21 protein-coding genes and 3 pseudogenes are annotated in these 22,533 nt (G+C 58.8%); 11 read left to right on the forward strand and 13 right to left on the reverse strand.

Features of this window, described 5'->3' with window-relative positions; genetic code table 11:
- Positions 1-305: 305 nt before the first annotated feature.
- Positions 306-1,129 (forward strand): annotated as a pseudogene (locus PGX04_RS18220) (IS5 family transposase).
- A 76-nt stretch (positions 1,130-1,205) separates the two neighbouring features.
- Positions 1,206-1,262 (forward strand): annotated as a pseudogene (locus PGX04_RS34720) (hypothetical protein); the annotation flags it as partial.
- A 1,002-nt stretch (positions 1,263-2,264) separates the two neighbouring features.
- Here PGX04_RS34720 and PGX04_RS18230 read toward each other — a convergent pair.
- Both PGX04_RS18230 and PGX04_RS18235 read right to left on the reverse strand, forming a co-directional pair.
- Entirely contained in the window at positions 2,265-2,477 is a 213-nt protein-coding gene (locus PGX04_RS18230; protein ID WP_273739810.1) for a hypothetical protein, read from the reverse strand.
- A 204-nt stretch (positions 2,478-2,681) separates the two neighbouring features.
- Positions 2,682-3,545: pseudogene (locus tag PGX04_RS18235) on the reverse strand (IS1595 family transposase); the annotation flags it as partial.
- Positions 3,546-3,689: 144 nt separating this feature from the next.
- Between PGX04_RS18235 and PGX04_RS18240 the strand changes: the two are divergent.
- Both PGX04_RS18240 and PGX04_RS18245 read left to right on the forward strand, forming a co-directional pair.
- Positions 3,690-5,222 carry a class I adenylate-forming enzyme family protein gene (locus PGX04_RS18240; protein ID WP_273739811.1) on the forward strand — a complete coding sequence of 511 codons (1,533 nt, stop codon included), beginning with the start codon at positions 3,690-3,692 and terminating at the stop codon, positions 5,220-5,222.
- A 246-nt stretch (positions 5,223-5,468) separates the two neighbouring features.
- Positions 5,469-6,287 carry an enoyl-CoA hydratase/isomerase family protein gene (locus tag PGX04_RS18245; protein ID WP_273739812.1) on the forward strand — a complete coding sequence of 273 codons (819 nt, stop codon included), beginning with the start codon at positions 5,469-5,471 and terminating at the stop codon, positions 6,285-6,287.
- A gap of 126 nt (positions 6,288-6,413) precedes the next feature.
- On the opposite strand, the gene PGX04_RS18250 is transcribed toward PGX04_RS18245, so the two are convergent.
- The 8 genes from PGX04_RS18250 to PGX04_RS18280 all read right to left on the reverse strand — a co-directional run bounded on the left by PGX04_RS18250 (position 6,414) and on the right by PGX04_RS18280 (position 10,633).
- Entirely contained in the window at positions 6,414-6,698 is a 285-nt protein-coding gene (locus tag PGX04_RS18250) for a 2Fe-2S iron-sulfur cluster-binding protein (protein WP_273739813.1), read from the reverse strand.
- Between the two features lie 2 nt (positions 6,699-6,700).
- On the reverse strand, positions 6,701-7,183 hold the full coding sequence (locus PGX04_RS18255; RefSeq protein WP_273739814.1) for a GNAT family N-acetyltransferase: 483 nt from the start codon (positions 7,181-7,183) through the stop codon (positions 6,701-6,703).
- A 57-nt stretch (positions 7,184-7,240) separates the two neighbouring features.
- On the reverse strand, positions 7,241-7,429 hold the full coding sequence (locus PGX04_RS34725) for a PaaD-like zinc ribbon domain-containing protein (RefSeq protein WP_425498450.1): 189 nt from the start codon (positions 7,427-7,429) through the stop codon (positions 7,241-7,243).
- Complete coding sequence (locus tag PGX04_RS18260; RefSeq protein ID WP_273739815.1) at positions 7,426-8,199, reverse strand: Phenylacetic acid catabolic protein; 774 nt, start codon at positions 8,197-8,199, stop codon at positions 7,426-7,428. Before PGX04_RS18260 ends, PGX04_RS34725 begins: the two co-directional genes overlap by 4 nt.
- A complete protein-coding gene (locus PGX04_RS18265; protein ID WP_273739816.1) occupies positions 8,196-8,405 on the reverse strand; it encodes a phenylacetic acid degradation PaaB family protein in 210 nt (69 codons plus the stop codon). The genes PGX04_RS18260 and PGX04_RS18265 overlap by 4 nt, the downstream gene beginning before the upstream one ends.
- Positions 8,402-8,773, reverse strand: a complete 372-nt coding sequence (locus tag PGX04_RS18270; RefSeq protein WP_273739817.1) for a metal-sulfur cluster assembly factor — start codon at positions 8,771-8,773, stop codon at positions 8,402-8,404. Before PGX04_RS18270 ends, PGX04_RS18265 begins: the two co-directional genes overlap by 4 nt.
- Before the next feature lie 18 nt (positions 8,774-8,791).
- Positions 8,792-9,730: a Phenylacetic acid catabolic protein gene (locus tag PGX04_RS18275; protein ID WP_273739818.1), complete on the reverse strand. Its 939-nt coding sequence runs from the start codon at positions 9,728-9,730 to the stop codon at positions 8,792-8,794.
- Positions 9,731-9,859: 129 nt separating this feature from the next.
- Positions 9,860-10,633, reverse strand: a complete 774-nt coding sequence (locus PGX04_RS18280; RefSeq protein ID WP_273739819.1) for an SDR family NAD(P)-dependent oxidoreductase — start codon at positions 10,631-10,633, stop codon at positions 9,860-9,862.
- Positions 10,634-11,427: 794 nt separating this feature from the next.
- Between PGX04_RS18280 and PGX04_RS18285 the strand changes: the two genes are divergently transcribed.
- Positions 11,428-12,189 carry an IclR family transcriptional regulator gene (locus PGX04_RS18285; protein ID WP_273739820.1) on the forward strand — a complete coding sequence of 254 codons (762 nt, stop codon included), beginning with the start codon at positions 11,428-11,430 and terminating at the stop codon, positions 12,187-12,189.
- A 67-nt stretch (positions 12,190-12,256) separates the two neighbouring features.
- On the opposite strand, the gene PGX04_RS18290 is transcribed toward PGX04_RS18285, so the two are convergent.
- The 3 genes from PGX04_RS18290 to PGX04_RS18300 form a co-directional block, all read right to left on the reverse strand.
- Positions 12,257-14,179 (reverse strand): aconitate hydratase, encoded by a 1,923-nt coding sequence (locus PGX04_RS18290; protein WP_273739821.1) that lies wholly within the window; start codon positions 14,177-14,179, stop codon positions 12,257-12,259.
- 116 nt (positions 14,180-14,295) lie between these two features.
- A complete protein-coding gene (locus PGX04_RS18295) occupies positions 14,296-15,396 on the reverse strand; it encodes a LeuA family protein (RefSeq protein ID WP_273739822.1) in 1,101 nt (366 codons plus the stop codon).
- A 124-nt stretch (positions 15,397-15,520) separates the two neighbouring features.
- Positions 15,521-16,738 carry a CaiB/BaiF CoA transferase family protein gene (locus tag PGX04_RS18300; protein WP_273739823.1) on the reverse strand — a complete coding sequence of 406 codons (1,218 nt, stop codon included), beginning with the start codon at positions 16,736-16,738 and terminating at the stop codon, positions 15,521-15,523.
- A 212-nt stretch (positions 16,739-16,950) separates the two neighbouring features.
- Here PGX04_RS18300 and PGX04_RS18305 point away from each other — a divergent pair, with 212 nt between their 5' ends.
- The 6 genes from PGX04_RS18305 (at position 16,951) to PGX04_RS18330 (ending at position 22,418) form a co-directional block, all read left to right on the forward strand.
- The gene (locus tag PGX04_RS18305) at positions 16,951-17,391 is read left to right on the forward strand and encodes a MaoC family dehydratase (RefSeq protein ID WP_273739824.1); all 441 of its coding nucleotides are present in this window, start codon (positions 16,951-16,953) and stop codon (positions 17,389-17,391) included.
- 56 nt (positions 17,392-17,447) lie between these two features.
- Complete coding sequence (locus PGX04_RS18310; protein ID WP_273739825.1) at positions 17,448-17,654, forward strand: hypothetical protein; 207 nt, start codon at positions 17,448-17,450, stop codon at positions 17,652-17,654.
- A 2-nt stretch (positions 17,655-17,656) separates the two neighbouring features.
- Entirely contained in the window at positions 17,657-19,039 is a 1,383-nt protein-coding gene (locus tag PGX04_RS18315) for a phenylacetate--CoA ligase family protein (protein WP_273739826.1), read from the forward strand.
- Positions 19,040-19,298: 259 nt separating this feature from the next.
- Positions 19,299-20,249, forward strand: coding sequence for an MBL fold metallo-hydrolase (locus PGX04_RS18320; RefSeq protein WP_273739827.1), 951 nt, complete (start codon positions 19,299-19,301; stop codon positions 20,247-20,249).
- A gap of 120 nt (positions 20,250-20,369) precedes the next feature.
- Entirely contained in the window at positions 20,370-20,957 is a 588-nt protein-coding gene (locus PGX04_RS18325) for an MBL fold metallo-hydrolase (protein ID WP_273739828.1), read from the forward strand.
- Between the two features lie 81 nt (positions 20,958-21,038).
- Positions 21,039-22,418, forward strand: a complete 1,380-nt coding sequence (locus PGX04_RS18330; RefSeq protein WP_273739829.1) for a CoA-binding protein — start codon at positions 21,039-21,041, stop codon at positions 22,416-22,418.
- The last annotated feature ends 115 nt before the right edge of the window (positions 22,419-22,533 follow it).

Raw genomic sequence — 22,533 nt, forward strand, 5'->3', positions numbered from 1 at the left:
TGAAGCTCAACTTACCGACCGACTGGTTCGAGAAACTCCTATGTTACAATGTATCGGGATGAGCGTAGAGGAAAATAGGATGGCCGAAGAGTTTCCCGTGTCACTGAACACGCACCCTATGACAGGCCCCTACCAAAGGATGCGGAGAAATGTGCTTCGAGCACGGATAGATGCGTATCCTGTTCACTATTTTCCTCAGACAGCAGCGAACAACAAGATACCCATGGAGTGCCGTGTTGAATAGGGGTAGGGCGTCAGGATACTCCGTGAGATTCGTAGGGTGAAGCCGAGGAGACACCGGTGTCATGGAAGTAGATCTCCTCGACTTCGTTCAGAAGGGTAAGCGGCTAGCCAAACAAGCGTTGGGGAAGCACGCGGGCGAGCCCACCACCGGCGGGTTCGCCCGCTGGGTCCACGTCGTCCTCCACTGTTTCCGCCTCGAAGAAGACCACAGCTTCCGTGAAACTGAAAATCGGCTGGAGTACATGGCCGAGATTCGTGACGTCCTCGGCCTTGATCGGGACGACCTCCCGGACTACAGTACGATCTACAAATCATTCGACCGCTTCAAGATGTGGGTGTGGCGGGGGGGGGGGGGGGGGGGGCCCCCCAACGCCCGCAGTCTGGTCACGTCGCCCTGGATAGCACGTTCTTTGACCGTGGCCACGCCTCAGCGTACTATCTCACTCGGTCGGATCGGTCGGTAGAAACGCTCAAAGTGACGACGCTGACCGATACAGAGTCGCTTGCTGTGCTTGATGTGCAGTGTTACGCCCAGTGGCGCCACGATACGAAGGCTGGGCCGCAGGTCGTCCGCCGGAACGCGGACGACCTGCTGTCCGTGGCCGCCGACAACGCGTTTCAAGACTGGCACACCGAGTACGAGTACTATACGCTCGATGTGGAGCCGCTGATTCACTATCGCGGCTCCTCGCTGAACGCCGTGGCAAACAACGCAGTGATCCGAGAACGAGACTATACACAGCGATGGATGGCTGAGACGTCGAATTCGTCGGTGAAGCGCTCGCTCGGCGATGCCGTGCGAGCGCAGTTCTGGTATCGAGAGTTTCGGGAGATCGTCCTGATGTTCGCCATCTACAATATCGAACAGCTTTGTGAGCCGTTATGACCCCGACGCCCTACCCCTATTCAACACGGCATTTCGGTGGTGCTTTCGCTAGTCGACGGTTAACGAACGACATCGAGCGCGGCAGGAGCGAAGGAAACCCGTTCGCCAGTTGAGTCGAATGTACCGTACGTGAAGTCCGCCCTGATGCAGACATCGTTGGTTGCGTCACGCCGAAATTCATACGCGACGTCGACCGCCTCCTCGCTCACGTCGAGTACCTCGCCCTGTATCGTGATGTCGTTCTCGAACCTGATCGAGTTCTCGAGCGTGACGTCCCACCTCGTCGGCACGAACGGATAGGAGTCGTTTATTAGAGAACGGAGTGATCGACCTTGCTCCTCGATGAATTGTTCGAGACCAATCATCGCCTCGCGGGCATAATCTTCGAAGTACCCGAGGTTCGCGGCTTCAAGATGCGGTGTTCTAAAGACTACGTCGTGCTCAAAGTGCGGCCCGTCACCACTATGTGAACGAGGTGTCACCTCAACGGCGTGTTCGGGCGCGAATCCGAGCGATTCGATCTCGTTCCGGAGTTCGGGCGTGATCGGCTCTGCGTTCCCCTCGGGCGTAATCGTTACGTGGACGATCGTGGCCGTTCCGAAAACCGCATCGTCGGACTCTCGCACGAGACGGTAGGCAATCTGCATATGGCTGTCACCGACCCTGACGGGCGCGACATGAACGAGAATCGTGTCAGGGTAACGAGGGTACCGCTCAATGTCGGCGTGAATCGCGACGGGGGCGTAGGGAACTCCGCCCGAATCGACAATCTCTTCGACCGTGTACCCAACCTCGTAAGAGAATTCCTCAACTGCCTGGATCAGGAGGTCGAATATCGTCGCGTTATGCATCAAGGGACCGTAAGATAGCTCTCCAAATCGAACCTTGTGCCGTAGGAGTTCCTTCATACTGCCTCACTCTGCTTGTACCGATAAATATATTCGGGTCACAATAGTCCCCGACTGCAAGTGGACAATCCGGTATCAGGTGCGACCGCTCAGAATCCCGTCAAATGTGGGACGTGACGAATAAATCTACCGCAGTTAGTACTACTTCGGCGGTTGAACGTCCCTTGTGACGAGATTTTCGCCCAAACCAGCTAATTTACGGTAAGGTTACGGTAACTCAGCTACGCCTAACGATTTCGAGTAGATTCTTCGGTTTGCAGTCGGTGATATAGGAGACGTGCAAGTTCAGTAGTTGTCATCGAATCCTCATCTAATGCGAGTTGAGCAGCGTAGTCGATGGCCATCGCCATGGTTCCCAAGTCATGGCGGATCATAACTTGAGACAGTTTGACGGCGACTTCGTCGCTGATCGTGACAGTTGTGTAGCCTTCAGGTGGCATAATCGACCGAAGGCGACGCATTACAGTAAGCATATCGTAAATTCTGATGAAGAGGCCTCACTCCGACTATCAACCGCCGAAGTAGTATTAGGTCGCTCTCACAGACGATCTGACTGTCATCGCGGTCGTATGCGTAGTTGCAGAGGGTGAGAACCACTTGTGCTGAACGTCAAACTGTTCACGCTCTTCGGTAGACTGGCGGAACTAGCGGAACACGTTGACAGCGATGCAATCGATGAGGCCGTGGATCGGTGCCCCAGTAAGGTTCAGTGACCGGAGGAAACCGTAGGTCCGAGCGGCCTGCTCCAAGCCCCGCTTGGACAGGCCGCGGAACTTCGCCAACCACGGCTGAAGCAGCGACCAGAGACACTCTGCCTGGTTCGTGTGGACGCCCTCGTCGGAGACATATCCCTCGTCGTGAACGACGTACCGGTGATCGTGCTCCATACCTCGGTAAGCTGGCAGTCCGTCGGTCCAGACCTCTCCCAGCCGCTGGGAGAGGTCGTCGGCCTCCTCAATAACCGGTCCGAGATCGTCCTCGTAGTCGCTTCCCTCTTGCGCTGAGACCACGCGAAGCACGTCGCGGCAGGCCGCGACGTGCGTCAGTTCGTCTCCTTGATCCCCTATCCAGCGGGTGCGTCCGCCCTCGGGCGACCCGCCGCGGTCGAGTCCCTCCCGCGGCGGGTCTTGGCCCTTGAAGCCCGAACACACCTGCTGTGTTTCATCGACCTGTGTTGGCCCATCGACTGTCTGGGAAATGCGCTCCCAGACAGTCGGAAATCCCCGACAGAATGCGGTTTCAAACTCTCTGAGCTGGTCATGAAGCGTCGTGTAACACGGTGAGAGGAGACCGGCGATTTGGGTAATGCTGAGCAGTGTGTCAGCGTAGAGAATGAAGGCACTGAGGAACTCACCGGGGGTGAGTTCCGAATCGTAGAAGGGCGTCCCTCGCGTGTACGTGGTTTTCCAGTCACAGCAGCCACACCAGATACGGTCGGAGCCGTTGAGGGCGTGGAGACTGTCTGCGCCACAGTTTGGACAGGAGCGTTCCTCCCAGATCGTCTTGAGAAGCCCCGTAGTCCGGTGGAACACCGAAGAAACGCCCCCTGCTTACAGGGTAGTGTCTGCAATCGTCTGCGGCCGTCGCCTCGTTTTAAGGTAATTTTGGAATGTGGTGTCAACATTTAACTTGATTTGCCTCTATCGGGACCCATGGAGATTTCCTCGATGTTCGACCGCTCCGTGTCGCGAACACCGCAGCGAGACGCAATTGTCGACGTCGCCGCCGGCGAGCGCCTAACGTATTCGGACCTGGCCGAGGAGGTATCGGCAATCGCTGCTGGCCTCGAAGACCTCGGAATCGAACCCGGCGACCGAGTCGCTCTTTGCATGGCGAACAGACCTGAACACACGTCTGTGTTTCTTGCGACGCAAAAACTCGGTGCTGTCGCGGTCTCGTTCAACTTCCGGTTACCGGCCGACGACATCGACTACCACCTCGAAGATAGCACGCCCGCGGTGTTCCTCTTCGACGACCTCTCCCGGGAGTCAGTCGAGCGAGCGCAGGTCCAAGGTGGCCTAGAGTGTGGTACCGTGGTGCACGTCGGTCCCGATACGCCTGAGTTCGCCGTGCCATTCGACGAACTCCGGAGAGAGCCCACAACATCGGAATCGCCGTCACTTGGACCGGAGGACCCCAGCGTCATCCTCTACACGTCGGGCACGACCGGCGATCCGAAGGGAATTCCAATCAGCCGGGAAGCGACCGTCTCCCGTGCCCTGAGTAACTCCCTCGGGCAGGGGTACTATCTCAGGGAGACGATGCTCGGCGTGATGCCGCTATACCACACGGTTGGGTTGCACGGCATCTTCTGTTCAATGATGGCGACCAGTGGGACGTACCTCTGTATGCCGGAGTTCAACCCGGAGTTGGCCGTCAAAGCCATCGACAGCGAGGGGGTGACTGCGCTCCACGAGGCACCTACCATCTTCCAGCACTTGCTCAATGCCGACGCTATGGGGGACACATCGGGGGACTCTGTGGAGACGATAGCCTACTCGGGCGCTCCAATGAGCACGACGCTCTTCGAGGCAGTCGACGAGACGTTCGAGCCGGATCGGTTTACGAACATCTACGGGAACACCGAGACGTATGATCCCCTGGAGTTCGTCGATCTCCGTACCGTTGACGAGCCGACTGTCGCTGGAAACAGCCACACATTCCACCGGACTAAAATCGTTGAACTCGATTCGAGGGACCCGAACGCCGAAGTTGCTGCGGGGACCGAGGGAGAACTCGTCGTACACACCGATTCCCCCGCCTCGTTCACGGAGTATCTGAACAAGCCGGAGGAGACCCGAAACGCAGTCATCGACGGCTGGTACTTCACCGGTGACGCCGCCTACGAGCGCGCGGACGGGAACGTCATCATCACAGGCCGAGCTGACGACCTCATAATCAGTGGCGGCGAGAATATCCATCCGTCTGAGGTCGAGGACGTCCTCGCCGGCCACGAGGCCGTTACCGAGGTCGGGGTCGTCGGCGTGGCTGACGACGAGTGGGGTGAAATCGTGAAGGCCTACGTCAGCGGTGATGCGACGGCCGAGGAACTGGACGAGTGGTGTCTTGAGCATGACGGCCTCGCGGACTTCAAGCGCCCGAGGGAGTACGAGTTCGTCGGGAAACTTCCCCGGAACCCGAGCGGGAAACTCATGCGGTACCAGCTCCGCGACGAAGACGAATAGAGTGAGCCGGCAACCACTCCTGTGGTACTGGCGCCCTACTTCGTTCTCTGGACAGACCAGCCGATTTGACATCACTGATCTGGTCACCCGGAGCCGTTTGAGTCAGGAAGACTTCCCCGACGCAATCCGATTTCAGTCTGCGAACTCCACTCACGGCTCTCGATTAACGCACATTCCGGACTGTCAGTCACTCGCGAGAAGCCCCGTCCGGTGATTATATAGGATTGCAGATGAAACACGATACCGATGTCCGAGCAGGATTTCGACACGATCTCGTGGCGCTTCAACGACGAGACCCGCATCGGGACGGTCGTCCTTCAGCGACCCGACGCAATGAACGCCATCACGGAGACGATGCAGCGGGAACTCATCGAGGCGTTCGACGCGTTCGCCGAACTTGACAAGAACGCTGACGGGGTCGCGGTCAGTGCCGTGGTCTTGGAGGCAGCCGGCGAGAAGGTATTCTGTAGTGGCCTCGACCTGAACGAGATGAAGGGTCTCGAGAACCTCGACGAACGCAAACGGATTCCGGAACTGTTCGCTGAAGCGACGAACGCCATCGAGTCGTACAGCGCACCCGTTGTCGCGAAGGTCAACGGGCTCTGTCTCGGCGGCGGTTTCGAACTCGCGATGGCCTGCGACTTCCGGTTCGCGAGTGAACAGAGCCGGTTCGGTCAGCCTGAGGTTAACTTTGGCCTCCTACCCGGCGGCGGTGCTGCACAGCGCCTCTCAACGATTGTCGGTGTCAGCACCGCGAAGAAACTCTGCATGACCGGCGAACAGATAACCGCTGAAACGGCCCAGGAGTACGGCGCCGTCGACGACGTGTCCCCGGGAGACGAACTTGACGATACCGTCGACGAGTTCGTCGACACTCTCGCGGGCAAGCCTCCGCTCGCCCTTCGCGGTATCAAGGAGGCTGCGAACATGACGCGGCAAGTGGGTTACGAGGAAGCTATCGAGTACGGCGGAAATGTCTGGGTCACCCTCTCCCAGACCGCGGATTACGAGGAGGGGATGGCGGCGTTCGCGGAAGACCGGGAGCCAGAATTCAAAGGGCGCTAACGACCGCCCGCGCTGCGTTTTCCGTTCGCCGGTCCCCGTCTGGCTGCCGGACGCTAACGATTACGACTGATTACGCTACTGCATCGCCGTATCTCACCCCGGGGCCAGCCGGACCCCGGTCGTGCTCTATGGACTCGACTCGGTCTCGAGCTTGAGGTCAGAGCACGGCTTCCCGATGCAGGTGAGGACGTATCCTTCGTCTTTCTCCGATTCAGATAGAAACATACCCTCCGACTGGTCGACGTCACCACCGTCTAGGAGTTTCGCACAGCACACGCCACAGATGCCGCGCCGGCACCGGTAGGGCGGGGACATCCCCATCTCTTCTGCGGCGTCGAGAATCGACTTGTTCTCGGGGACTTCGAGCGTCACGTCCTCCTTCACAAACTCGACTTCGTGCGTTTTCCCCATCGTTATACCCTGCTCTCGTAGGTCTGCTTCACGGGGTCGAGGCCGATTTCCTTGAACGCCTGCTTGGCGACCTCGTCACCCTCGATGACGTCGACGCGATAGAATTCGACGTTCCGCGGGTCCTGCCGCATCCACTCCGCGGCGGCTTCCAGGAGGGCTTCCCCAACCCCTTCGCCTCGCGCCTCTTCTCGAACGAAAACGCCCTGAATTTCGGCGTGGCGGTCGAGTTGGAAGATCGGATGTTCGCCCACGATCCGAATCTCTAGGACGCCGACCGGTTCGCTTGATTCGTTTTCGGCGATCAACACGGTGCTATACTGAGAGTCGACGACCTGGTTTTCGAAGTACGAGAGCCAGTGGTCGTCGGCGCCTTCTCTTGCCCTGTACCGGTCGTTGAACTCCGAGAGGTGGTCGGTGAACGCGTTCCAGAGGTCGAGGATGCGGCCGCCCTCTTCACGGGTCGCCTCATGCACAGTTGTCTTCATGTACCCGAAAGTGTGGTGGAGATTACTTAAACAACGCGGTGCAGTGGACCACCTTGATCAACGCCTAGTGTCGGGTCGCCTCGATTCTCCCCATTTTATCCGCTCGAACGGACTCTCACAGTCCTGACAGTAGTACTGGCTCTTCGAGATCTCTGGACCGAAGTCGGAGTCCTTCACGACGCGCGAAGAACCGCAGAAGGGACACGAGACGTCCGGTGGCGCGGCGTCTTCGTTGTGCCGCATCATCTCATAGCGAACTCTTGGTTATTGCGCGCTTGGAGCGAGTCGATGGTTTCGCGGTCGATCATACCATCGTCGGTGCGGCGGCGCTCGCTGTCCCAGTTCGCTAAATCGATCGGGGCTACGTCTGGAATGGTGACATTCGTGCTGTCCGTGATGTCCTCACAGAGTTCGAGGAACGCTTCGCGGAGTTCGCGGACGGTCCGGTCTGTGAATCCCGCCGTGTAGAGAGGGTCCGTCTCCTCGTCGTATGCAGCCGGACCGATGAACGCCAACACGTCGGGGAGCGTCTCGTCAAGTGCCGCCTGGAACTCGTTGGGTTGCGTTGTTGCGAGGTGTTCGAGCCACCCGTCGTGAAAGTCTACGTGCGAGTACTCCTCTTCGCTGATCTTGTCGGTGAGTCCAGCGAAATCCTCGTGGTCGATGGCGTCGAGCATGAGGAGGACCGCTCGGTCCGTTAACCCCACCTGGACCTCGAACCGTAACCAGTCCGGTGCTGGTTCGTCGACGCTTGCCGCGTTGTGGAACTCGTCGGCGTCCCGGTCCCGGTGAAGCCACGCATCGTCGCGTCCCTGTTCCTGTAGCTTCAGGAACAATTGGCGGACGTGTCCGTACTCGTCCTGAGTGAGGCTGAAGAGCGCGATGTTGTCCGCGAGGTTCGGGCCGAGGAAGCCTTGGTCGGCATACCGGTGTGACAGAGCGAGTTTTGTGTCCGCTATCGCCTGCACGTAGTCGACCGCATTTTCACTCCACGCGTTTGATTCTGTGGCACTCACACTAACTCACCTGCTTCGACGATTTCATCTCCGCCCGTGACTTTGACGAGGTCGTCTCGCCGAACCAGTACCATGTAGGACCAGTCCTCCTCGTCGTAGGTCGTGTCGGCGTAATTCTTGGCTAGCTTGTCGGACGGTGCTTCTACGCTCCCGATGTGCTTCAGGTCGTCACCGGGATTGATTCGCGTTAGGACTTCGTAGTTCATACTGAGGTTCCGGATTCTTGCATCTTCTGCTGGACGTCTTCATCGAGCCTGTCCTTTGACCAGACCGGGTCCCAGACGATCTCGATCGAAACGTCCTCAACCCCCTCGAGTTCGAGGAGGCACTCTTCGATGTCGTCCTGAATCATCTGGTATGCAGGACACCCCATGCAGGGGAACGTCATGTCGACCGTCACGTGGCCCCCGTCGTACCGAACGTCGTAAATCATCCCCATCTCCACGATGCTGACCGGGATGTGGGGGTCCATCACTTCGTCGTTGATCTGCTTCACGAGTTCGCGTTCGAACTCCGAGACACCGTCAAGGGCGTCTACGTCGGAACTCGTGATTCGTATCTCTTGTGCGCTCATTCGTTGTTGTCCTCCGTTCTACTGGGTCTGGACCGGTCCCATTCCCTGAATCTGCTCAATGTACTCGTCGCGCTTTGGGCCGCCTTCTCGCCACCGATCCAGCACATCGTCCCACGAAACCGGATCGTCGTAGCGCCAGCGCCGCTCCTCGGTGTCGTACGCAACCGGCCAATCGAATTCGAGGACATACTCCTCGGCTTCTTCATCGTAGTGAGCGGGGACGTCGATGTCGTTCTCCTCGCAGAGCGGTACGATTTCGTCCATCCAGGCCTGTCGGAGTTCGTCGTTTGTCTTCCCTTTGATCTTGTACTCGAACTGTTCGGTGTGCGTCTTCAGGTTGTCCGGAAGGCCGAACAGTTCGAGCCAGAAGGGGAACATCCACTCTGCGGCTTCCTGGAGGCGTTGTTTCGTCGACTCGCTTTTCGAGGCGAGTCGCCGGAACCACGTGCGGCCGTGCCGGATGTGGAACTGCTCTTCCTTCTCGACTTTCACAAGCGCTCGCTTCCAGGGGCCGTACGACGTATTCTCGTGGATATCGGACAGGAGATTAAGGCCGGCCTGATCGCCGAACGCGTGAAACACTGTCTGCTCAGCGAAATCCTGTAGCTCTAGCTCGAACGCGTATCCGGACCGCCACTCGTGGGGGTCGCGTTCGTAGATGAACTCGTGGGTGTCTTCGCCGAGATTGCGCAGGAGCCGATGGGAGATGTACGCATGTCCAACCTCGTCCTGGATGGTCGAGAGTTCTGCGTTCCGTGCATCCAGGCTGGGTGCGTTCATCGCCTGTTTCAGGAGGACGGGGGCACTCAGGAGCTCGATGTCGGCGTTGACCAACAGTGGCTTCTTCAGGGCCTCCTTGTAGCCTGAAGTCATCTCCTCGACCGATTCGATCATTCTACCGTTCTGGATCTGCTGTTTGAGTTCCTCTTCACTCTGGGGAGGAGCTGTCGATGCCATCAATAAAACGATGTCACTCCACACGTATAAATATACCTCTCACGGGGAACGACGCCGGTCCGGTTCCCTATTTTCCAAGCATCGAGGCTGTGCTGCGGCCTCACCGGGCGTCGTCCCGGTATATTCGACTCATCGGCGGATGTAGCCGCCATCAACGTGGACGACTTCGCCAGTTACCCAGCTTGCGGCGTCGCTTGCTAGGAACGCGACCGCGTTCGCGACCTCCTCAGGCTCTCCGATTCGGCGGAGCGCATACGACTCTGCAATGGTTTCCTCGTGGTTCTCGACCCACTCCTCGGTTGCAGGGGTTCGAACGGTTCCCGGGGAGACGCAGTTTACGCGTATCCCGTCACGGCCGACTTCCTTAGCGAGGGTCTTCGTGAACGACACGTTCGCTGCTTTTGCTGCCCCGTAGACGGAGAGCTGTGGGTCATTCCCCCTGTAGGACCCGCTGGCGAAGTTGACGAGTACGCCGTCACCGCGCTCCAGCATTGATGGGAGGACTGCGTGCGTGCAGTTCAGGGTACCGTACTGTGCGACGCCGATCCACGTGTCCCATTCGTCGGGTTCTGTGTCAACAAATCTCTTGTTGTCCGCGATGCCGGCATTGTTCACGAGCACGTCGATAGCTCCTAGTTCGGCCTCGACTGTCTTGACCATATGCTGGGCGTCGTCATATGAGGAGACATCGGTCTCCACTGCGATTGCTTCGACGCCGTAAGTCTCCGCGATGTCCCTGGCCGTTTTTCGGGCGCTCTCGATGGCAATGTCTGCGACAGCGACGTCGGCACCGAGCGACGCCACCAGTTCCCCAATAGCTGTCCCGATGCCACCGGCCCCGCCGGTGACGCATACGACCGTATTCTCGAAGTTGAATTGCTCTCGAATCGTAGGCTGACCCATACCGAGTACCAACTCACTCCAGCCTAGTTATATTTAGCGGTGGCCGATGACCTCTGTTCTGCCTGCCCACTGTCCCTACTGTCGCGTATGGCGTGTGTTTTGGTTTGTCGTAGCCTCCTAATAGGGCCAGCCGCTGTTGACGGCTGTACAATGTGTTAAGGCGCATTTTGGCCCCAAACTCTCGTAGCGAACATATTTCCAATGCGTAAGATATACTCTAACGGCAGTTGCAAACGCTTGGGTTATGGATCAGATGCTGACGCACACCTCTGGTATCTCTCGCAGTTCGGCTCCCTCAGGCCTTCTACAGCATATATCTGGGGAAAGTGCTGTCTGTACAAATAGTCCATTATATTTAGAAAATGCTCCCGGGGTTCGGGTGTTACAGTACTGTTATCGTAATTCTTGATAGTGGTAACAAACGTATTAGCATTACACGCATAGGTCTGTAATCCTCTCCGGTTAATATCAGTTCGCTTAAGTTTTGACTACTGGCAGGACACACTAATTCACCGTCCGAAATACTCTTACTAAACCTTGTAGCTAAACAGTCACCACCGCGGGAAAGTCGCCAGTACCTCTGATAACGCCAAATTTCGACGTTAGACCATGCACAAACCACACCTGTTCTCACCATCCCAACCACAACTCTCAACCTTTCCAGAACCACGGCTGCAACCGCTAACGTCCCGATCTTACTCCCCCTGTCGACCAACTCGCTCCCGCGCAACGGACGAGCATCCCGTATGATAAAACCATACCATTTAATGTTCTTCCGTGGCATAGAATAACGTATGTCTGGGAATACTGCTCCGCTGAAAACCGTCCTTCGGGCCTTCGAGATCCTGGCACTTCTCGAAGAGAAACACAAGGCAGGCCCCTCCGAAATCGCGAAGCAGATCGGGGTAACCAAGGCTACAGCACACGACTATCTCACGTCACTCGAACAGACAGGATTCGTGATCAACGAGGACGGATCGTACCGTATTGGTTATCAATTACTCGGCCTCTCGACCCGTGTCAAGTACCGGAACCCCCTGTTCAACGCCGCGAGAGCACCGCTCCAGAAGCTCTCCGCTGAGATCGGCGAACTGGTGCATATCGGCGTCCTGGAGAACGGCGAATGGGTTCTCGTCCACCACGAGGGAGAGGTGACGACCGTTGATCTCGGCGTGTACCCCGGCCTCCGATTCCCGATCCACGCGCACGCCGCAGGAAAAGTGATCCTCGCATACCTGTCCGACGAACGGGTGCGCGAGATTGTCGAAACGAACGGCCTCGAACAGATCACCGAGTACACGATCACGGACACCGACGAGTTGCTCGACGAACTTGATGACATCGCCGACACCGGATACGCATACGACAGCGACCAGGTCGTCGTCGGCGTCGGCATAGTCGCCGCCCCGGTCCTTGTGGACGGAGAACCCGTGGGGTCGCTCTCGATCGCGTGCCCGACCGGCCGCCTAAAAAACATTGAATACCGGGAGAACCTCGTCCAGCACGTCACTGAGGCAGCCGACGAAGTCTCGATAAACTACCGGTACAGTGTCTAGGCTGAATCCAGCGTCTGGATACCCGGATCCACGGCGTGTCTCACCGCATCCAGCGCCATGCCAGCCATCACTGTTCGCGCTTTAGCTGGGAGAGCTTTCCACCAGCGACGAGCGTGGCGCGTTCCGCATCGGTGAGGTGAACGCTCGCCTCGAACGTCCAATCGTCATTCACCCGGACGGTGATCTGCTCAGCACCGCCCCGGACTAGGTCGGCGACATCCCCAGCGATCGAAAGGTCGTCCCCCTCCTCAATTCGCTCGTAGGCCGTATCGTCGGCGAACGTCAACGGAAGGACACCGAAATTGACGAGATTCGCGAAGTGAATTCGGGCGAAATCCTTCGCGATGACACCATCGACGCCGAGGACTGCGAGCTCGAGAGCAGCATTCTCACGGGAGGATCCCTGGCCATAGTTCTCCCCCGCAACCACCCACCCGCCATCGGCCGCCCGCGCCTTCTCAGGGAAGTCCTCATCGATACGAGTGAGCGTGTAGTCAGCACACGCCTGAGGATCCGACCACACCGACATCACCTCCGCACTTGCCGGTACGATGTGATCTGTCGTGACGTTGTCTCCTGCTTTCGTCAGAGCTGGACCCCTGACTTCGCTTGGCAACCTCGGCTTCAGGGGGACCGTCCCGATCGTCTCCCCCCGATAGACATCGGCTCTATGATTCGGGCCCACGATCTCGGCGTCGGTCCGGGTCATGTCGTCGGGGAGTGAGACAGCAGGCGGGTCACGGTCGAGATCCCGGGGATCAACGATTTCGCCAGTGATAGCACTTGCCGCGACGACTTCCGGAGATGCGAGATAGACGCTGTCATCTGGATTCCCCGATCGACCCTTGAAGTTCCGGTTGAACGCGCGAAGACTGACCGACTCTGGAGCAGGCACATGGCCTTGCCCGATGCACGCACCACACGTCGACTCCGAGAGGTTCACGCCAGCCGCATACAGCGCCTCAGTCCGCCCTTCACGCGCGAGAATCTCAATGGAGCGTTTTGACGCCGGTGCAACCACGAAATCCGTCTCGGACGCAACTTCCGCGCCGTCGACGATGTTCGCGACCGTGGCAACGTCGAAGTATGAGCCATTTGTGCAGGTGCCAACGATACATTGATCCACCGGTGTACCTGCGACCTCTGACACTGGGACGACGTTATCCGGCATTGAGGGCTCCGCGATAAGCGGTTCGATGGCGCTGAGATCGACCTCGATTCGTTCCTCGTAGGTCGCGTCGTCGTCAGGCGAAAGTTCCCGGAATGCGTCTTCGCGTCCTAACCGCCGAAGGTGTTGGCGAGTCCGGGTGTCGCTCGGGAATAACGCGGAAGTTGCCCCTAGCTCGGTGGTCATGTTCGCGATCGTGCAGCGTTCCGGCACGGATAGCGACACAACACCCGGACCGGTGAACTCAAACACGCTCCCCACGCCGCCCTTGACCGAGAGACGCCGCAAGAGTTCGAGGATAACATCCTTCGCGGAGGCCCACCCGTCGAGTTCACCAATCAGATGTACCTCAACGACCTCCGGAACGTTGAGCGTGTACGGTTCACCACCCATCGCGAGCGCCACGTCGAGCCCGCCTGCTCCGATACCGAGCGCGCCGAACCCACCCATCGTCGTGGAGTGTGAGTCACTTCCCAGAAGTGTGGCGCCAGGTTCGATAAAGCGCTCCCGGTGAACCTGATGACAAATCCCGTTCCCCGGCTTGGAGAAATGGCCACCGTACCGCTGGGATACTGTCCGAAGATACTTGTGGGTCGCCGTGTCGTCGCCGTCGAACTGGTATACCTGATGGTCGGCATATGTAACGGCGACGTCTGGCTCAACCTCGTCGAACTCCAGTGCCTCAAACTCGATCCACACAAGCGGTCCAAGGACATCCTGTAACAGAACCTGATCAATTTCAACGTCGATGGTTTCCCCTGGTTCCAGTTCACCGCCCGCACAGTGCTCTGATAGCAGTTTCTCTGTCAGTGTCGCTCCCATACGTGTGACACGCTGGCATCTCACTGAAAAACTATCGCTTTACTTTTCAGGAGATTATCTCAACGCTATGCTCGTTCCGCGATGGAAAAACGGGTCTGTGCAGGACGAGTCACTCGTTACAGGTTCCGGACGAGTTCTCTGGCGTCAGACTCGGTCAGCGGACCGTTCTTCTCTGCGGTCTCGATCCGGATTGCTGCCAGCGTCTCATCGACACGGTCAGGGGTCGGTTCCACTGCCGCGTTCTTGAGGAGCGCCCGCACGGCACCTCGGCCGGTGTCCTTTCCGAAGAGAAGTTCTCGTTCTCCCCCGTACTTTGCTGGGTCGAATGGCTCGTAGGTACTCGGTTCTTTGAGCATCGCGGCGGTGTGCATTCCGCTCTCGTGACGGTACGCCCGGTTTCCGATTACCGATTTTCCTGGGGGGACATCAACACCGAGCGACTCGTGGACCGCCCGACAGACGGGAACGAGTTCATCAAGCGTGAGTTCGGTGGTGTCGCCGCGCTCGGCGAGCAGTACCGCGACCTCCTCAAGTGGTGCATTCCCGGCGCGTTCCCCGATGCCGCCGACCGTTGCGTCGACCGCTGACGCACCAGCGTCGACCCCTGCGACAGCGTTCGCAGTCGCCACCCCCATGTCGTCGTGTGTATGGATGGCTATGGCCACGTCGTTGCCGACCGCATCACCAACAGTCGTCACAGTTTCGGAAACTGTATCGGGCGTACCGGCACCTGTTGTGTCTGCAAGTGTGACATGTTTCGCGCCTGCTTCGCTTGCTGCGTGGGCTGTCGCTGCGAGGTACTCGTTGTCGGCCCGCATCGCGTCCATGAGCGTCACGCCCGCGTCCACGCCACCATCGATTGCTCGTTCGACGTTTGAGACTAGAAGATCACGGGCCTCGTCTTTCGACTTCCCGAGTGCGTACTCGAGCTGCACGTCCGAGGTCGTTACGATGACCTCGATTTCGTCGGGATCGACCTTGAGTGCCGCATCGATATCCTTCGGGAGTGCCCGGGCTAGGGCAGCTGTACGGAGACCGAGATCATCCGCGTAACGAAACCAGGATTCACGATGCTGCGCACGAGGGAACGCCACTTCGACACGGCCGATGTTGAGTTCTGCGAGCTGTGTCAGTACGCGTCGCCCTGCTGTTTCCGATATCTGGAGGCCGGGCACTTGTGCACCTTCTCGAAGTGTGAGGTCTTTGAACGCGACCATGGCTGGTCTTTCCCGTTTGAGTTAATAAAGATAGGGTTGATCCCTGCAAGTCTCCGTGTCTCTGCCGCCCAGATTACAGCGTGACGTTCCCCACGCGGTCCATCACTCCGTCGCGCAATTGCGGTTACTGAGGCTCGGAATTCTGATCCGTCGTTGGTGCGTTCAGCGTTCGCTCGGTCCATTCCGCGAGGACCTCTTCGGAGTGCTCTCCAATGCTAGGGGGGTTCCGGTATTGTGCTGGACTGAACCGCTCTCCGCTGACCGGTGTCAGGACCGTCTGTAGTTCGTCTTTGACGTCGTTGTTCGACTGGAACCGTGCGAGCAAATTTGCTGCCTCTAGACCCGGGTCGTTAATGAGATCCGAGGGCTGGTTGACCGGTGCCGCGGGCACGTTTGCTTCGGTTAGCCGCTTGAAGAGCGTTGAACGGTCGTCATCTCGGAGTCGTTCTTGGACTATCGTGAGTAGTTCGTCCTTGTTAGTGCGCCGGTCCGCTGCCGTCTTGAACCGCTCGTCGTCCCGGAGTTCGGAGAGGTCCGCCGCCTCACAGAACGCGTCCCAGTGTCGGTTATTGGTGACGCCGACGAACAGCCATCCACCGTTCAATTCGAAGACGTCGTAGAGCCCCCAACTTGGATGAGACGCACCAAGTGGCTCGGGGTCACGACCGTACTTGTCCGCGTAGGTCTGCCAGTACCCCATCCAGTGGGCGGCGGACTCGAAGAGCGTGCCGTCAACCCGCTGTCCCTCTCCGGTTTGTTCCCGTTCACGAAGCGCGATCATCACACCGAACACACCGTAGATTGCGGCCCCCATATCCGCGATTGACGTCCCGACGCGAACCGGTTGCCGACTGGCTTCCCCTGTGACGCTCATAAGCCCGGACATAGCTTCGGCGACGACGTCCATCCCTGCATAGTCGCCGTAAGGCCCCTCTTGAAACCCCTTTATCGAGAGATATATTAGTTCGGAATTTTGCTCCCGGAGGGTCTGGTAGCCAATGCCCAGTCGTTCGGGCGTACCACGTCCGAGGTTCTCGATAAAGACATCGGCGGCGTCAACGAGGTCGTACAGGGCCGCGAGGTCGTCCTCATCCTTTAGGTCAATGGCGATAGACCGCTTGTTTCGGTTAAGCGCATTGAATATTGCGTCCCCAGACTCCCCAGAGGATCGAATCGAATCACCGTCTCCGGGCCGTTCGATCTTCACCACGTCGGCGCCGAGATCTGCGAGCATCGAACTCGCGAACGGTCCCGCAACGATGTTCCCAAGTTCGAGAACCCGAAGATCACTCAGCGGACCAATCCTATCGTTGTCGCTACCCGTATCGGTTGCGTTCGACATAGAATCCGGTCGTGTAGCAACTCTCTTAAATGTGTTGGCGTTCCCCACACAAGCGCAGCCGTTGAATCCGGGGCTCTGTCGATTTACACTCATGGGATTCTATATGGCTAAAATTTCCCGAATGTATGCTGCCAGTGCTCAAGCAACCAGCAGTGGGCTTGGTCACTTGCAGAGGCGAACATTTTTCCTGCTTGCCGAGTTCTTTCGACTCGATGTCCCAACGTACGTTCGACGACATTGAGTCCGGTGAGTGTCATTATCTCGGCAGCTTTGAGGCAACGGAGGCGGAGATGCTTCGGTTCGCAGAACGGTACGACCCAGCGTCCTACCACGTTGACCCCGATGCCGCAGAGGACTCCATCTACGGCGGTCTCATCGCAAGCGGATGGTACACAGCTAGCGCCTGTATGGAACTCGTCGCGGACGAGTTCCTCAGTAACACCCGGAATATGGGGTCGTTCGGATTGGATGAGTTACGGTGGCCGACGCCCGTTCGCCCGGGGGATACGATCAGTGTCCAAATCGAAATCGTCGATTTAACTCCGTCGACGAGTCGATCAGACCGGGGATACGTCGTGATTGAGGTAACCGGGACGAACCAGGACGGAGAGACCGTGATTTTCTGGCGAGCGACGAACATCTTCGGACGATAGACAGAGCATCGGAGAAATTAACCCGTAGTTTTAATAGTAAACCGACTACATTGCGCATGAAAATGGTAGACAATGACTTACTCATCGAACAGGCCAACGAAGCTCGTGAAATACTGTCAAAAATCCAAGACGAATGTGATATCCCGTCAGTTGCACACTCCGCCTACCAAGCGGACGTTTATTGCCACGGTATCCTCTGGGAGTTAGGTGCCGAAGAGGCATATACGCCGGAACTGTCGCCCGATCAGAACGAGCGTGAATGATCATGCGAGATAACTTCCGTCCGCTCTATAACGAGAAAGCGCAGGACAGCGACCACTGGAACAAGTACATGGAGACGATGCCGCGGGAAGACCTTGACGACCTCCACCTGCGGCGCATCCGCCGGAACGTCGAATACGCCTACAAGCACATCCCATTCTACAACGACCTATTCCGGGACGTGGGTATCAAGCCACGAGACATCAAAACACTCGAGGACTTCAACACGAAGGTCCCCATCCTCGACAAGCCTGACTTCATGGAACTTCAGGAACAGAACGACTCTCCCTTCGGCAGTCGCGACCCAGCAGGCCCGGAACACCAGCTGTACCGGTTCCAGACAAGTGGGACGACAGGGACCCCGCTCCAGGAGGCGATGTCACTCCCCTTGACGATTAAGATGGGGGAGAGCTGGACGTACGGCTTCTGGAACTGTGGCATGCGGCCAGACGACCGGTTCTACTTCGCGTTCCCGTTCGGAACATTCGTCGGATTCTGGAGTGCGTACTGGGGGGTTCGTCGCCTTGGCGGGGTCGTGCGCAGCGGCGCCGGCCTCTCGACCGAGGAACGAATCAAAGATATTGTCGACTTCGACCCCGATGTCGTCGTGCTGACGCCGACATACGCGACCCACATGCTGGAGAAGGCCGAGGAGATGGGAATCGACCTCTCGGACACTAGTGTCCGGTTTACGGTCCACGCCGGCGAAAAGGGTCCATATGTATCCTCGATCCGGAACCGCATCGCAGAGGGCTGGGGAGCAAAAGTCTGGGACCTCTACGGCCAATCTGAGAGTCCTTTCCTCGGTCCGACGATGGATATCGACTCTGGTGGCGTGCATCCGTGTGAGCCGTATTTCTACTCAACGGTCATCGACCCGGATACAGGCGAGGTCCTCGAGGAGAACGGCACGCGTGGAGAACACGTCGTTACGACTCACATTCCTGGGGCACCAGGTCTCACGCTCCGGTACCGAACGCACGACATTGTTGAGGTCTACGAGGATCCCTCTGACGTTTACGAAACCGATATCACGTGGAAGTTTTTCAAGGGAAGCGTTCTCGACCGGTCGGACAATATGCTATCGATCCGTGGGACCAACGTGTACCCCCGTGCACTTGAGGAGATCATCACCGGTGTCCCACGTGTTGCAGATCACTACGAGATACATGTCACACGGGAGAACGGTAACGACCAGGTCGAAATCAAGATCGAAGCTGAACCTAGCAGCAACTCCTCAGAGTACCGTGACATCGAGGAAGACATCCAGCAGGAAATTAAGGAGGCCGTTGGTGTCACCGTCGAGGTGCAGGTCCTGGAACCGAACGAACTACCGCGGTACGAACTGAAGGCCCGGCGGTTCTACGACCACCGGGACGCCAACTGACCACAACCCACCCACCCGTGTCAAAAAATCACACCCCTGACACCGCTTCCCGCTACGGCCAGTTGGCCGGTACCCTCTGCCTGTGGCCGCTCCCCGGGGCAAGGACACCTGTAGGGAGCGTGCATGGATCGCTAGAACCATTTAACCGATCCCGCGACTTCCTTCTTGGTAGACCAACGATGCGGCGCTACAGTCCCATCGTCTCCTGTGAACTCACCCACGCAAGTATTGTCTGCTGTGCTTCTCCGCACATGGAGCGATGACAGTGGAACAAATCCGGATCCGGACAGGCGGGCCGGAAGGGTTCAACAGTGCGTACGTCCTACCCGAGCGCGGACTCCTGATCGACCCGGGTCCGCCAGGGGAAGAGTCATGGAATCAGTTACGGCGCGGCCTGCGCAATGCCGGTGTCGCCCTCGATGATGTCGTCCACGTCGTTGTAACTCACTGGCACGTCGACCACGCGGGCCTGGCGCCACGCATCGCAGAGACAGCAGATGCGCAGATCCACATGCATGAACGTGATGCACCACTCTTGGCGACATACGCGCGCGAACGCGAACGTCGATACCATCGTGACGCAACGACACTCGAGGCTTGGGGGGTTCCTGCTGAACGTGTGACTGACGTCCACGCCGCGGACATCCCCTCGGCCCTCCCGGACAAAACCGTAGTCGAGACGCACGTGGAAGGTGACACGGTTGCTGGCACAACGGTTATCCACACTCCTGGCCACACTGCGGGTCACCTTGCTCTCTCCGTGGATGGCCACGTGTTCGTTGGCGACACCGTCCTCCCCACATATACGCCGAACGTCGGCGGGAGCGACACGCGCCTCGCCAACCCACTCGCGTCGTTCCTGCGCTCAATCAACAGACTCGAACGCGCCGACGGTGTACTCCACCCAGGACATGGTTCCCAACTCGATACCCCCAAACGACTCAAAACAATCCGGAACCATCACCAAGGTCGGAGTCAGCGCGTATTCAACTGGGTTAGACGACTGAATCGCCCAACGCCGTGGGATATCGCAAAGGAGCTATTCGGTGAAATGCAGGGTATCCACATCAAGTTCGGCGCGGGCGAGGCAGCCGCACACCTCGAGTACCTGGTCCAGAACGACATCATTGCAACAATTTCGACCGATCCACTGCGGTTTGAACTCAGGCAGGGTGCAGACGAAGATACAGTTTCCACAATATTCGAATAGCTGGTGGAGTAGTCTCATGCAACCCAGAGACCCGGGCACGACTTTATGGTCGTGAACCGTGTCAGGATATCTGTGTACCGAGAAATTACCGCCGATGTCTACGACATTACAATTTCAAATATGAATGGAGGCCGGTACCGGGTGTTCCTGTTCGACGGGGACGCCCCAACACTCGTCGACGCCGGTCTTGCGGACACGACCGACACCCTTGTCGAGCAACTGGCCGACCTCGACATCATGCCGGAACGCCTCGTGGTCACGCACGGCGATGGGGACCACGTTGGCGGTGCCCCAGAGATTGCGGATGCGTATGGCCTGGAGACGTGGTTTCCCGAAGGGCTGACGGTCGATGGCTATACGCCTGACCACCAGTACGGGGACGGCGACACGGTCGGCCGGTTCACCGCCGTCCACACGCCGGGCCACGCTCCCAAACACTACTCGCTGGTAGACGAGGCCGCGGGCGTCGCCGTCCTGGGGGATGCGGTGTTCGGCGCGGACGCCCGCGGGTTGCCTGCCGGCTACTTCGTACTCCCGACAGGGTTCTTCTCCGAAGACCTCAATGCTGCGGATGAGTCACTGACGGCCCTCCTCGATTACGAGTTCGACGTCGGCCTCGTCTACCACGGATCGAGCGTCACGAAGGACGCGAGAGAGAAACTCCGCAAGTTCGTGGAGTTCAACGGGAAACCGGCAGCATCTCGCTGATCGGCCGCCGATCTGCCGTACGTGCGGCGGCACAATCAGAACAGGCAAACAATTTTAGTGGCAGTACGTGAAGCCTGATGTGTGAACTTACGACGCCTTTTCAGACCGGAGTGTATCGCAGTCATCGGCGCCTCACGGACGGAGGGAAAACTTGGGTACGAGGCGATGGCGAATGCCGTTGCGTTCGACGGCCCCGTATATCCCGTGAATCCCTCTGCAGAGGGGTCTGTTCTCGGCGAACCGTCCGAAGCGTCCGTAACCGACATCGATGAGCGTGTGGACCTAGCGCTGCTCGCCGTCCCTGCACCGGTAGTACCGGAGGTTCTGGCGGAGTGTGGGGAAGCAAACGTCGGCGGCGCCATCATATACTCCGGGGGGTTCGCAGAAGCGGGCGAGGACGGTAAAGCGCTACAGACCGAGGTCACGGAGGTCGCTGACAAGTACGGTATCGCACTTCTCGGCCCGAACACGAGCGGGTTCGTCGCACCGGCACAGAACCTCTTCACGTCGTTCGCGGGCGGCGTCGAATCCATCGAGCCAGGTGGTGTGACGATTCTCGCACAGAGCGGTGGGGTAGCCCATCAACTTGCGTTCAGCGCACACCGCGAGGGCCGGGGAATATCGACGATGGTAGGACTTGGGAACCGAGCGAATGTTGGGTTCGAGGAAACAGTTCGGTACTTCGATGATGACCCCCAGACTGACGCCATCGTCCTCCATGTCGAGGGCACCGACACTGGGCGCGCGCTTGTGGAGACCTGCTGCGATGCCGACACCCCCGTCGCGGCCTACAAGGTCGGGAAGGCGGACGTCGGTGACTTCGCGGAGTCACACACGGGCGCGCTCACGGGCGACCACGACCTCTACACGGCCGGGTTTGCGCAGTACGGCGTGTCCACGGTCGACTCGACGACCGAACTCCTCGACGCGGGCGTCGCACTCGCGGACGCGCCGTCCCCTGACGGCCCGAACGTCGGCGTCGTCACCGCGCAAGCGGGGCCGGGGATCGCCATCACCGACCGTCTGAAAGCCGCTGACGCGGAGTTTCCGACGCTCACAGACGAGACGCAGGAGGCCGTCGAGGAGATCCTCCCGGGGATGACCTACTCGGCGAACCCCGTTGACACGGGTCGACCGATGCCCGAGTTCGGCGACGTGGTCGCGGCCGTCGCGCGCGACGAGAACGTGGACGTCGTCATGGTCTACGAACTGTACGAGCGAGCGTTAGGGTACCCGACCGAGGGCCTCGAGGGGCTCGTGGATGAGGTCGACAAGCCGATCGTCTTCGCAACCGGGGGCCCCGACGCGGTGCTGGCCGACGAACTCGCCGGGCTCGAGTCGCTCGACATCCCGACCTTCCGGACGCCCGAACGGGGTGCCGACGCCGTCGCGGCCCTCGTGCAGGACGCGCTACGAAACGCCGATCCGGACGCCGCCGAAGCCGAAGAGGTGAGCCGATGACCGATTTCGACGCGGACGAGGCGTCCGAGACGACTGACGCGATCGATTCGATCGAGGCGGCGCTCGCGGAGGACCGATCCGCCCTGACCGAACCCGAGGCGAAGCGGCTGGTCGC

The organism is Natrinema soli (assembly GCF_028618695.1).